Annotated in this window: 7 protein-coding genes; 4 read left to right on the top strand and 3 right to left on the bottom strand. The window is 64.2% G+C overall.

The window, feature by feature from the left end; genetic code table 11:
* Positions 1-2 precede the first annotated feature (2 nt).
* Both AC0X69_RS03345 and AC0X69_RS03340 read right to left on the bottom strand, forming a co-directional pair.
* Complete coding sequence (locus AC0X69_RS03345) at positions 3-2393, bottom strand: TonB-dependent receptor (protein ID WP_482611280.1); 2391 nt, start codon at positions 2391-2393, stop codon at positions 3-5.
* Positions 2394-2453: 60 nt separating this feature from the next.
* Positions 2454-2843: a DUF2946 family protein gene (locus tag AC0X69_RS03340; protein WP_482611278.1), complete on the bottom strand. Its 390-nt coding sequence runs from the start codon at positions 2841-2843 to the stop codon at positions 2454-2456.
* A gap of 272 nt (positions 2844-3115) precedes the next feature.
* Here AC0X69_RS03340 and AC0X69_RS03335 point away from each other — a divergent pair, with 272 nt between their 5' ends.
* Complete coding sequence (locus AC0X69_RS03335) at positions 3116-4222, top strand: helix-turn-helix transcriptional regulator (protein WP_482611276.1); 1107 nt, start codon at positions 3116-3118, stop codon at positions 4220-4222.
* Positions 4223-4361: 139 nt separating this feature from the next.
* Positions 4362-4826: an Hsp20 family protein gene (locus AC0X69_RS03330; RefSeq protein ID WP_482611274.1), complete on the top strand. Its 465-nt coding sequence runs from the start codon at positions 4362-4364 to the stop codon at positions 4824-4826.
* Between the two features lie 49 nt (positions 4827-4875).
* Here the strand turns inward: AC0X69_RS03330 and AC0X69_RS03325 are convergent, their stop codons facing one another.
* Positions 4876-6309 (bottom strand): hypothetical protein, encoded by a 1434-nt coding sequence (locus AC0X69_RS03325; RefSeq protein WP_482611272.1) that lies wholly within the window; start codon positions 6307-6309, stop codon positions 4876-4878.
* 454 nt (positions 6310-6763) lie between these two features.
* Here AC0X69_RS03325 and gltB point away from each other — a divergent pair, with 454 nt between their 5' ends.
* A complete protein-coding gene (gene gltB, locus AC0X69_RS03320) occupies positions 6764-11458 on the top strand; it encodes a glutamate synthase large subunit (RefSeq protein WP_482613296.1) in 4695 nt (1564 codons plus the stop codon).
* Between the two features lie 160 nt (positions 11459-11618).
* The gene (locus tag AC0X69_RS03315; protein ID WP_482611270.1) at positions 11619-12794 is read left to right on the top strand and encodes a diguanylate cyclase; all 1176 of its coding nucleotides are present in this window, start codon (positions 11619-11621) and stop codon (positions 12792-12794) included.
* Positions 12795-12983: the final 189 nt, after the last annotated feature.

The raw sequence follows: 12983 nt of genomic DNA, 5'->3' as shown, positions 1-12983 counted from the left end.
GGTCAGAACCGCACGGTCAGGCCCGCATAGAAGTTGCGCCCCATGCCTGGCACCTGGCGCACGCTCGCAAGACCCGCATTGCGTCCGAAAAGCCGCGCATTCCACGCGTAATTCGACAGGTCGAATCCGCCAAGCGGCAGCGAGTAGAGAGCGTCGGTGACATTATCGACGCCAAGGTCGATGCGCATGTTGCTCCAGTCATAGGCCGCGCGCAGATTGAGCAGCGCGTAGGCCGGGGTCGTGAACTCGCCCTTGTTCGCCGACACGTGATCCTTGGGCGCGACGAGTTGCGTCTCGGCGGCCATGCTCAATCCGCCGATCTGATGCTCCAGCGCAATGCGCGCATTGGCGGGCATCAGGTTCCACAGACCATCCCCCTTCTTGATCAGGAAGGACGCGACGGAGCAGAAGCCGTTGCCAGGCAGGCAATATTGCGGATTGCCGATGTCGAGGTTCCGTCCGTAGACGAAGCTGACGACGCCGACCGCCTGTAGCCTGCCGTATTCCGGCGATTCATGCAGCTTCACTCTGCCGGAGGCGTCCACGCCATAGAGTTCCGCGTTGAAATTGCGGAATTGCATAATTTGGAAAATATAGGAGTTCGGCACCGGGAACGAATTGAACGTGCCGCCGGTTCTCGCGCCGTCGATATAGTTCTCGACATAGGTGTAGAAGGGCGCAATTCGCGCCTCCCAATTGTTTGCGCCGGAGATGTCGCGCCACGCGGCGGTAAGCGCGACATTGTGCGCGACCTCCGGCTTCAAATTGAGATTGCCGGTATAGCCGTTGCCGTCGCCGAACCAGTTGAACATGGCGGTGAACGGGCTGAACACCGGCCAGGTGTAGCGCTCGTAGAGATTGGGCGAGCGCGTCTTGCGCGAATAGCCGAATTCGTAAAGGCTGCCGGGGTCGGGTTCATAGCGCGCGAGCGCCGTCATGTCGAAGTTGACGTCGGTCCTCGCGCGGTTTTGCGCGTTGAACAGATTGACGGCGATGACGTTGGGGTTGGCGAATGCGAATGGGGTGTAGCTGCGGCCGGGACCCGTATCCATCCAAACGACGTCGTTGCGCAGGCCGATCAGGCTCGACCATTGCGGGGTCCAGCGGCGCTCCCATTCCGCGTAGGTTCCGACGCGGTTGCGCTGTCCGCCATCGATGTTGATCTGAGCGAATGGCCGCGAGAGAGCGGCGAGGCTCGGGAAGCCGGTGAGATCGGACGGCCAGTAGTCTTGCAGCCGAAAGCCGTGGAACTCGTTGCCGATCCGGAAGAGGTCCTGCTCGCTGTAGGGGATTTCCGTCTTGACGGAGTAGCCAAAGTCGCGCCCGAGCGCGATCATCGGATGGTTCAAATAGAAGCGGTCCTCCAGGAAACCCATCTTGTGGAAGACCTGATGCCAATAGGCGCGCGCCTCGACCGTGCCCCAGTCGTAGGCGCCCTTGTAGTTGGCGTCCAGCGAATAGGAGCGATTGCGCGTCATATCCATGCGCTGGTTGGGAAAGCCCTGATAGGGGATGTTCTGATAAGCGCCGCGGAAGGTGAAGAGATGCCCTTCGTTCTGGTAGCCGAGCGTGACGGCGTGATTCTCCGAGATGAAGCTCGTGGAGAGAACTTTGTCGCCGTTGCCGCCGGCGTGATAGTCGGTCGCCCGCTGCCAGGAACCATTGTAGAGCAGGCTCCAGTGGTCGTTGGCCATGTTGATGTTTGCAGAAACGCCGACGCCATTATTGTTGCCGCGGAAGAACGCTGAAATCGTTCCCGTCGCCAGGACCTCATTATTGGGGCCAAATCGCAGCGTGCCCGGAACCGGCAGCGGCAGATAGGGAACGGGACCGTAGGGGCTTGCCGCGACGATCGGCGAAACCGGCGCGCCGCCGGGGCCGATGAGAGCCGGAGCGACCACAGGCGTCGCAAACACCGGCGATTTCGGCGTGACCAGGATCGAGCCGCCGATCGAATCGCCGCCCTTGCTCACTGACGCCACAGCGGTGACGACTTCAACGCGTCCGATCGTGTTCGGATCGGTGTAGCTCAACGGTGAATTCATGTGATTGGCGCAGGCCGACGTCGCCTGCACGCCGCCGACGACAATCTTCAGCCGATCATCGGCGAGGCCACGGATCGCCGGAAGGCCTGAAACGCCGCCGCCCGTCTGAACGCTCACGCCGGGCTGATGCTCGAGTAGCTTCGCGGTATCGGTTTCGGGAGGCTTTTCCTCGACTATTTCCTTTTGCCTGACGACGGTCACGTTAGCCTTTTCCGATGGTCCAGGGGCTGCGGGCTGCGCCGCGCCGACGACGATCTGCGGAAGCGAGACTTGCGCCTTGGCGGTCGCGAGGGAAGCAAGTATCAACGCGCAAGCGCTTGCGCCGCGCAGTAGGGCGGGACGGTACATTGAATGAGTTCTCCTGATCCGCCGGCGAATGGCGGTTGAAACGATGCGAGTTTTGTTTCGTCAGGAGAGCGCGGGAGGCGCGCGCGAGCGCGTTTCGCCCGAACGACGTCGCTCGCGCGGTTCAAAAGGCCAGCCGTCAAAGTAGACGAGCGTGGCTGGCGGCTGCTCGAGCCGCGCGATCGGCGGCTTTACAGGTATGATCGGCGCTGTCGCGATCGGGCAGGCGCCGCAATGCGCATGCCCGCCAAGCGCCGGCGCGCCGCTCGACGCCTTCCCCTTTGCAGCGAAATGACTTCCTACGCAGAAGTCTTCGGTGGCTGACAGGGCGGCGTGCGGCGCGAGCGTCGCCTGCATCAATGCGGAAACGACGAATAGCGTGACAGCAAGGAAGGCGCGCAGACCTTTGCGCCTTGCTTGAGTGTTTGCTGTCTTTGCCGCCGAGGTTGACATCGTCGCCGCTGAGATTCTCTTTTTTGTAACTTAACCCTTACGATGTGCGCGGTTTCCCCCCGATCGGGAGGGCGATCCTCGGCTGCGCGTAAATTCTTAGGCTTGTTGCAGTTACGCAACACAATAGTTAAGGTGCGAAATACGAAAGCCTGGGTGATCTCGCAGATTTTTCTAGGGCTCCAGCGCAGTTTTGATTTCTCGCCGCGCGGCAGGCGCCATCGCAAGGACCGGCTTTGCGAAGGGTGTGGCGGGAGGTCGCACCGGGTGCAGAAATGATCTCGACGAAGGATGCGGATGCGCGCGTCGTCGCGGCGATTGAGACCGCGGGCGCTGAAGCGCAGAACTGGCCCGACGCGCTGCATGAGATTGCGCGGTTCTTAAATGCGCGCTTCGCGGCCCTGCTGTTTGAAGACCGCGTCTCGGCGCTACTGGAACTCAAATATTCGACCCGCGCGGAAAAGGGGTGGATCGCCGAATATCTGCGCAACCATCGCAAACTCGATCCCGTCAAGGCCCGCGTCCTCGCGGAGTTTGGCGTCGGTCGCGCGTTCTCCTCGCAAGATTTTGTCTCGGTCGACGAGCTTCATCGAAGCGGCGCCTATCAACGCTGGATGGCGCCCTTCGGCCTCGCTGACCTGATTGGCGGAGTCATTCACCGTTCCGAGACCGGCGTCTGCATATTCGTCGCCTTTCGCGACGAACGCGCGGGCCTCGCCGACGCCGAAGCGAAGCAGCGACTCGACGCGCTGCTGCCCTGTCTCGCGAGAGCCATCGCGCGGCATAAGCCAACCTCCGACAGGTCGGCGCTCGTTGAACTGTTCGACGAGCTGTCGACGCCAGTGCTCGTCGTCGACAACAAAATGCGCGTCGCGCACAAAAACCGAAGCGCCGACGACATGCTCGTCGAAGGCGACGCGCTCGCGATCTCCGGCGGGACGCTGACGCTGCGCGATCCGCGCGCCAAGGAGGCCCTGGAGCGCGCCGTCTCTCGCGCTGGCGGCGCGGACGCTGAAGCTTTCGCGATCATGGTGAAGCGAGGCGACGCGCGCTGCTGCGTGATGCATGTCCTGCCTTTATCGAGGGGGCTGTCGGCGCTGTTTCTGCGCAGACTCGCGCTGAACTCGGGCGAGGGCGGCGCGCTTGCGGCGAGCGTGTTTGGCCTTACCGCCCGCGAGAGTTCGGTGTTGCTCGCCATCGCCGAAGTCGGCGGCGTTCCGGCTACCGCACGCGCGCTCGGCCTCAGCGAAGGAACCGTCAAAGGATATTTAAAAAGCATTTTTCAGAAGACTGGGGCGAGCCGCCAGGCGGATCTTGTCAAGCTTGTGCTTGCCCTTGAATCGCCGTTTCGCGTCCCGGAACGGCATTCACTCCCGGCCTGACGACGCCCTTTCGGGGCGGCTCTTGAACGGCGCGGCGACACTTCCTAGATCGGAGCAAGCGCGGGCCGTAACGGACGCGCTAAGAGGCGCGGCGCGGTTACGCAAGCGCGCCGCATGTCGCTCAACTGGAGGATATGTCATGCGTCAGTTCGATCTCTCGCCGCTGTATCGTCAGACCGTCGGCTTCGACCGTCTGTTCAACCTGCTCGACCAGGCCGGCGGCTTCGAGACTTCCCAAAGCTACCCGCCTTATAATATCGAGCGGACCGGCGAAAACGCCTACCGCGTGACGCTCGCGGTCGCGGGCTTCTCGCGCGACGAGCTGTCCGTCGAGACCAAGGAAAACACGCTCTCCGTCAAGGGGTCCAAGGAGTCGCCTCAGACTTCCGAAGGCCGCGAGGTTCTGCATCAGGGCATCGCCGCGCGGGCGTTCGAGCGTCGGTTCCAGCTTGCGGACCACGTCGTGGTAACCGGCGCGAGCCTGGTCAATGGATTGCTGCACGTGGATCTCGTGCGCGAGATTCCGGAGGCGCAGAAGCCCCGCCGCATTGACATCGGCGTCGGCGCGCCGGCCGCGACCATCGTCGAGTCGAAGGCCGCGTAACATCAGGTCTGAGAGAAATGAAAAGGCGCCCCTCCGGGCGCCTTTTTTGTTATCCGCCAGCTGGCCTTACGGCGCTGTCGGGCGTCTTTGCCGTCGCCGAACCGGACGGCGTCGACGCCGGCGGCGCCGATGCTGCTGGGGCCACGACCGTCGTGCCGCTCAAGGCGTGCGGTGGCACGATCGCTCGGCGCGTCGAGCCGCCGGCGGCGCGGATCGCCGCCGCGCGCTTGGCGGGCGCGGAGAGGACTCGCGCTGGCGAGGGCGCTTCGGCGGCCTGATCCGCTGGGAGCGCGGCCTTCGACGTTTCCTCGGACACGGGCGCCGGGCTTTCGGCGCTCAGCTCCTTCGTCGCCTTTGTTTTAGGCTCCGGCTTAGGCTCGATCGAAGCGCTCGCCGCCGGCTTTTCGGACGCCGGCTCTTTCGCGGCCTGGGCCGCAGGCGGCGCCGCTTCAGACTCAGGCTTCTTCTCAGCGACGGGCGTCGGCTTCTCAGCCGCAGGCGCCTGCTGTTCAGCGAAGGGCGCCGGCTTGGCCTGGCTTTCGGCGGCTGGTTGCGAGTCCCCAGCCGACTGCGCAGGCGCTGCGACGCTGGCGGCGTCCGTCTTCGGCTCAGCGGGGGCCGAGGCCTCGGCTTTGCTGGGTGATGACGTATCCGCAGCCTTCGCCGCATCGGTCGCGTCCGACGCCTTCTGCGCCGGAGCCTGCTCAGGCATGGTCTTGGCGCTCTCGCCGCGCGGCTCGGGCGCTTGGGCGGGCTGCGCCGTTACCGGCGCGGCTTTAGGCTCCGGCGGCGTCGCAGACGCAGATGGCGCAGGAGCAGGGGCAGCCGCGGTCGGCGCGGGGGAGGCGGGCGCCGCGGGTTTCGCGGTCGGCGTGATCGCGCGCGCATTCTTGGCGGACGCGGCGCCTTTCTGAGCCGATTTTGCGCGCTGCTGCGCCGATTTGTTCGCCGCGGCACCTTCCGGACCTGCGGGCGCCAGGCGTCCTTGTTCCGCATCCGGATAGCGCTCATTGCCGAGATCGCGGCCGGTGGGGCCGGGGCCGACCGGCCCTGGACCGGCTGGCCCGCGGCCGCCGGCTGCTGGAGGCGCATAAGGATCGCCGCCCGACGGGCCGTAATCTCCGCCGTAGCGCGGCCCGCGATCATACATCGGCGGAGCTCCGAGTCTCACCGCGCGCAAGATGCGGCCTTCGTATGGGTCGATGATGAAACGCATCTCGCCTTCGCGGCGCGAGACGCCGGTCGCGACGATCTGCTCTCCCCTATGGCCAAGCGGTCCGACGAGACGATAGCCCTCTCGTCCGAGAATTGAGGCGACGGCCCGACGGGATGCGAAGCCTGGCTCTTCTGGGGGAATTTGTTGGCGGAAGCTGTAGGCGAACGGCCGAAAGAAAAACTGCGCGAACGCGTGCTGCGGAACGGCGACGACCGCCGCCAGCGCCAGCGCGAACGGCAAAATCGCTTTCCCATTGGATGACCGCATTGATTCTTCCCTGTTCAGGCCCTCTCGGCCGTGCGGGGATGCTCTGCCAACATTGCGGCGAGCGTTGGACCGCCGAGGCGCCCAAAGCTCAAGCGATTGCTTGTCACCTGGGCGCAAATCTGGCAGTAAGTTAGCCCCGCAGATATGTCAGCGTTGCTGACCTTAAAGCGGCGCTCGCTTTTGAAGGCCTCTGTTTCATTTACTGGTCGGCGCTCGACGGGACGCCCCGGCCAGCACAGATGAAAGGCCCGGAAGGTGGCGCGTCCCTTGCCTTGCGCCCGGTCGCGAGACGAGGACGCGAGGGGTTCGCAACGGCCATTGCGGCGCCTGCGTTACGGCGAAAGCGAGAGTCGGGCTGTGACGATTTCGGTCACGTCCACGACAATTTTATGGTTCGATGATCGGGCGGGAGGGGCGCATGAAGAGGCGCGCGGTCCTGTCGGGGAGACGCGAGATGACGAAAGCCGCCGAGCACTTCGCAGAAGCCGGATCGCAGCCGCTTGGCCGCGATCCCGCTCTTCCGCAGGCGCAAGGGCTGTATGATCCCGCTAAGGAGCACGACTCCTGCGGGGTTGGCTTCGTCGCCAACATGCGCAACGAGAGATCGCATGCGATCGTCGAGATGGGCTTGCAGATATTGCTCAATCTCGATCATCGCGGCGCGGTCGGCGCCGATCCGAAGCTTGGCGACGGCTGCGGCATTCTCGTTCAGATTCCGCATGAGTTCTTCAAGGCGGAGTGCGCGAAGCTCGGCATCGAGCTTCCCGCCGCCGGCGATTACGCGATCGGCCAGTTTTTCCTGCCGCGCGATCCGGAGACGCGTGCGAGCGCGCGCGCCATCATTGACAAGTCGGTCGAAGAGGAGGGGCTGGTCGTCCTCGGCTGGCGCGATCTTCCCGTCGATTCGAGCGATCTCGGCGAGGCGGTGAAGGCCGTCGAACCGCATCACGCGCAGATCTTCATCGGGCAGGGCGCCGACGTCGTCGACGCAGACGTGTTCGAGCGGCGCATCTATCTCGCGCGCAAAGCGGCGTCGAACGAGATCTACAGGCTCGGCAATGGCGGGCGCGAATTTTACGCCGTTTCGGTGTCGTCGCGCACCATCGTCTACAAGGGCATGGTGCTCGTCTCGCAGCTCGGCGAATATTTCCTCGACCTCAAGGACGAGCGGTTCGTCTCGGCGCTGGCGCTCGTGCATCAGCGCTTCGCCACGAACACCTTTCCGTCCTGGCGTCTCGCGCATCCGTATCGCTTTGTCGCGCATAACGGCGAAATCAATACGCTGCGCGGCAATCTTAACTGGATGGCGGCGCGACAGGCGTCTGTCTCATCGCCGCTGTTCGGCGACGAGATCAGCAAGCTGTGGCCGATCTCCTATGAAGGCCAGTCCGACACGGCCTGTTTCGACAACGCGCTCGAATTCCTGGTGCGCGGCGGCTACTCGCTGGCGCATGCGGTGATGATGCTGATCCCCGAAGCCTGGGCCGGCAATCCGCTGATGGACGCCGATCGCAAGGCTTTCTACGAGCATCATGCGGCGCTCATGGAGCCGTGGGACGGACCCGCCGCCATGGCCTTCACTGACGGACTTCAGATCGGCGCGACGCTCGATCGCAATGGACTGCGGCCCGCGCGCTATCTCGTCACCGACGACGGTCTCGTCGTCATGGCGTCCGAGATGGGCGTGTTGCCGATTCCTGAAGAGAAGATCGTTACGAAGTGGCGCCTGCAGCCCGGCAAGATGCTGCTCGTCGATCTGGAGCAGGGACGCATCATCTCCGACGACGAAATCAAGAAGGAGCTGTCGAACTCCCACCCGTACAAGGAGTGGCTGGCGGCCACGCAAATCCAGCTCGAGGATCTGAAGCCCGTCGACACGCGTCCGGCGCGCTGGGACGTGTCGATGCTCGATCGTCAGCAGGCGTTCGGCTATACGCAGGAAGATCTCGATCTGCTGCTTTTCCCCATGGCCGTCACCGGTCAGGAGGCGGTGGGCTCGATGGGCACGGACACGCCCGTGTCGCCGCTCTCCGACAAGGAGAAGCTGCTCTACACCTATTTCAAGCAGAACTTCGCGCAGGTGACCAATCCGCCGATCGATCCGATCCGCGAAGAGCTGGTCATGAGCCTTGTCTCCTTCATCGGTCCGCGGCCGAACATCCTCGATCACGAAGGCTCGGCGAACAAGAAGCGCCTCGAAGTGCGACAGCCGATCTTGACGAGCGAAGACCTCGAAAAGATCCGCTGGATCGGCACGGTCGAAGATAGTTTCGACACCAAGACGATCGACGTGACATATGACGCCGCAAAGGGCGCCGAGGGGATGCACGCCGCGATCAAGCGGCTGTGTCAGCGCGCCGAGGAGGCGGTCAGCGGCCGTTACAACATCATCATTCTCTCGGACCGCATGGTCGGGCCGGATCGCATTCCGATCCCCGCGCTGCTCGCGACCGCCGCCGTGCACCATCATCTGATCCGCAGAGGCTTGCGCACGTCTGTCGGCCTCGTCGTCGAGACGGGCGAGGCGCGCGAGGTCCACCATTTCTGCTGCCTGGCGGGCTATGGCGCCGAGGCGATCAACCCCTATCTCGCCTTTGAAACGCTTATCGCCTCGGCTGACGAGTTCCCCGCTGACATCGACGGCCCCACTGCCGTCAAGCGCTTCATCAAGGCGGTCGACAAGGGCCTGCTCAAGGTGATGTCCAAGATGGGCATCTCCACCTATCAGTCCTATTGCGGCGCACAGATCTTCGACGCCGTCGGACTGGCGCAAAGCTTCGTCGACGAATTCTTCACCGGCACGACGACGCGCATCGAAGGCGTCGGGCTCGAGGAAATCGCGCGCGAGACCGTGCGCCGCCATCGCCTCGCCTTCAGCGACGCGCCTGTCTACAAGGAGGCGCTCGACGTCGGCGGCGATTACGCCTTCCGCATCAGAGGCGAAGCGCATAGCTGGACGCCGCAGACGGTCTCGCTGCTGCAGCACGCCGTGCGCGGAAACGCGCAGGACAAATATCGCGCCTTCGCCAAGCTCCTGAACGAGCAGGACGAGAAGCTTCTCAATCTGCGCGGGCTCTTCCGCGTGAAGCGCGCGGAAGAGGGCGGCCGCAAGCCGATCCCGCTCGACGAAGTCGAGCCCGCCAGCGCAATCGTCAAGCGCTTCTCGACGGGCGCGATGTCGTTTGGCTCGATCTCGCGCGAGGCGCATACGACGCTCGCCATCGCCATGAACCGCATCGGCGGCAGGTCGAACACCGGCGAGGGCGGCGAGGAGCCGGATCGATTCAAGCCGCTGCCGAGCGGCGACTCGATGCGCAGCGCCATCAAACAAGTGGCGTCCGGGCGGTTTGGCGTGACGACCGAATATCTGGTCAACGCCGACATGATCCAGATCAAGATGGCGCAGGGCGCGAAGCCCGGCGAAGGCGGTCAACTGCCGGGTGACAAGGTCGACGCGGTCATCGCCAAGGTGCGCCATTCGACGCCGGGCGTCGGCCTGATCTCGCCGCCGCCGCATCACGACATTTATTCGATCGAGGATTTGGCGCAGCTGATCTTCGATCTGAAGAACGCCAATCCGCGCGCCGCCGTGTCGGTGAAGCTCGTTTCCGAAGTGGGCGTCGGCACCGTCGCCGCGGGCGTCTCCAAGGGCCGCGCCGATCATGTGACGATCTCCGGTTTCGAAGGCGGCACCGGCGCTTCGCCGCTGACGTCAATCAAGCACGCCGGATCGCCCTGGGAAATCGGCCTCGCTGAGACGCATCAGACGCTCGTCTTGAATAATCTGCGTTCGCGCATCGCGGTGCAGGTTGACGGCGGATTGCGTACGGGGCGCGACGTCGTGATCGGCGCGCTGCTCGGCGCGGACGAATTCGGATTCGCGACCGCGCCGCTCATCGCCGCGGGTTGCATCATGATGCGCAAGTGTCATCTCAACACGTGTCCCGTCGGCGTCGCGACTCAGGATCCCGTTCTGCGCAAGCGCTTCGTCGGTTTGCCGGAGCATGTGATCAACTACTTCTTCTTCGTCGCTGAAGAGGTGCGCGAACTCATGGCTTCCATGGGCTATCGCAGCTTCGACGAGATGATCGGGCAGATGCAAATGCTCGACAAGGAAAAGGCGATCGCGCATTGGAAGGCGCGCGGACTGGATTTCTCCAAGCTGTTCTTCAAGCCACAGGGAGAAGGCTGCGCGATCCGTCACAGCCAGACTCAGGACCACGGACTGGATAAGGTCCTCGACAACAAGCTCATCGCCGAAGCGCGCGCGGCGCTCGACCGCGGCGCGAAGGTTTCGATCGAAACGCCGATCCGCAACGTCGATCGCGCCACCGGCGCAATGCTCTCCGGCGAGGTCGCCCGCATCTATGGCCATGCGGGACTGCCGGAGGACACGATCGACATTCGCGCGACCGGCACCGCAGGTCAGAGCTTCGGCGCGTTTCTGGCGCGGGGCGTGACGCTGCGTCTCGAAGGCGAAGCCAACGATTACGTCGGCAAGGGCCTCTCCGGCGGAAAGCTCATCGTCTATCCGTCGCGGAGCGCCCAGCAGATCGACCCTTCGAATTCGATCATCGTCGGCAACACCGTTCTTTACGGCGCCATCGCCGGCGAATGCTATTTCCGCGGCGTCGCCGGCGAACGCTTCGCGGTTCGTAATTCGGGCGCGATCGCCGTCGTCGAAGGCGCGGGCGATCACGGCTGCGAATATATGACGGGCGGCGTCGTGGTGGTTCTCGGCCCGACCGGCCGCAACTTCGCGGCGGGCATGTCCGGCGGCATCGCCTATGTTCTGGACGAGGATGACGCTTTCTCGACGCGCTGCAATCTGGCGATGGTCGATCTCGAGCCGGTGCGCGACGAGGAGGCCGTCATGACCGAGACCTATCACCAGTCTGGCGACCTGGAAGGCCATGGCCGCGTCGACGTGATGAGCGACATGACGCGCTTCGACGCCGAGCGTCTGCGGCAGCTGATCGCCAACCATCTGCGCTACACCGGCTCGACTCGGGCGCGGGAAATTCTGGACGCTTGGCCGAGCTATATGGGCAAGTTCCGGAAGGTGATGCCGGTCGAATATCGGCGCGCGCTCAACGAACTCAACGCGCGCAAGGGGCGTCCGCAACAACTCAAGGCTGCGGGCGAATGATCTTGGGCTGAACAATTCGTAAGGCGGCGCTTCGGCGCCGCTTTGCTTTTGCCGACGGGATTGTTAAAGAGCGAGAGTCAGGCTAACCTGGTTTAAACTCGGCGGTTTTCCTTGACGGCGGCCAGGAAGCCTGATGCGGGACGACTCCAGAATATATAGTTTGCCGCGCTGGCCCGCGATGCGCTGGCTCGTCAACCCTGGTCCGCGCGCCCCTCGGGAAATTCAGGTCGAGCTGATCAGCGGCCTCTTCGGCACGCTTCCCGTTTTCTTCGGCGGCGTCATCAACACGATCGTCGTCGCCGGAGCGATTGCGGCCCGCGAACAGACGCCGCCCTTCATCGCCTGGTTCGCTTTCGAAGTCGTGCTCGGAGCCGCGCGTCTGGTCGTGCTGGAAGTCTCCCGTCGCGCCGCTCTGGCGCATCGCCCCACGCCGACTGATCTTTATCTGCTGCTTCAGCTGCTCTGGAGCAGCGGCGTGGGCTACGGCGCTTTCATCAGCCTCGCGAGCGGCGACTGGGTCGCTTCGACGCTCGCCTGTCTCTCGGGCTCCGCCATGGTCGGCGGCATCGGATTCCGCAATTTCGGCGCGCCGCGTCTCGCCGGCGCAATGATCGCCACGAGCCTCGGCCCGTTTCTGCCAGGCGCGGCCCTCTCTGGCGAACCCCTGCTTTATCTCGTGTTTCTTCAGATCCCGTTCTACCTGGCCGCGATGATCGCCTCCGCCTACAGTCTCAACAGAATGCTCATTGCGACGATGCAGGCCGAACGCGAAAACGACCATCGCGCCAAGCATGACGCGCTCACCGGCCTGTCAAATCGCGTTGGCCTTGCCGCCGCGGTCGACGCCGGGCTGAAGGGCGGGCGTGACGATGGCGATCTGGCGGTCCTTTTTCTCGATCTCGACAACTTCAAGGCGGTCAACGACACATTTGGGCACGCCGCCGGCGACAGGCTTCTCAAATCCGTGGCGGCGCGCCTTCGTCACTCATTGCGCGCGACGGATGTCGCGGCGCGCATTGGCGGCGATGAATTTGTCGTGCTCGCAAAGGGCTTGACCAGCGAGCAGGCGACGGAGCTGGGCCAGCGACTGACGCACGCCATATCGACGCCGTACGACCTGGGAGATGACGTTCGCGCGACGATCGGCGTCAGCGTCGGCGTTGCTCTTGTGCCGGAGCATGGCGCCGACGCCGAGGCGCTGCTCGCGGTCGCCGACGAAGCGCTTTACGAGGCGAAGGCGCAACGCCAGGTGCGCGTGCTGCATGCCCTCGTCAAGGAGGATCAGTCACGCCGCATTGCGCCGACGGCGCGTGGCTTGCGTCCCAGCACGCAATAGCGCCGCCGCCCGTCTCACAGCGCCGAAGCTTCGCGGCTTGACGACGACCCCTCGAAAGCGTTTAGAAAACATCCAAGATTGCGGCAGCTCAGGGCGCTTGGGACCGCAGGGCGAAACGCCTCTCGGCGTGTAGCCGCCCCGCCAATGAGAGATGCCGTCGCCGCGCCAGCTCGCGGCGCGAAAGGTGCG

It is taken from the genome of Methylocystis sp. Uni0008 (assembly GCF_056838045.1).
The sequence above is the reverse complement of the archived record's forward strand: the minus strand, read 5'-3'. Positions and strand labels throughout refer to the sequence as shown.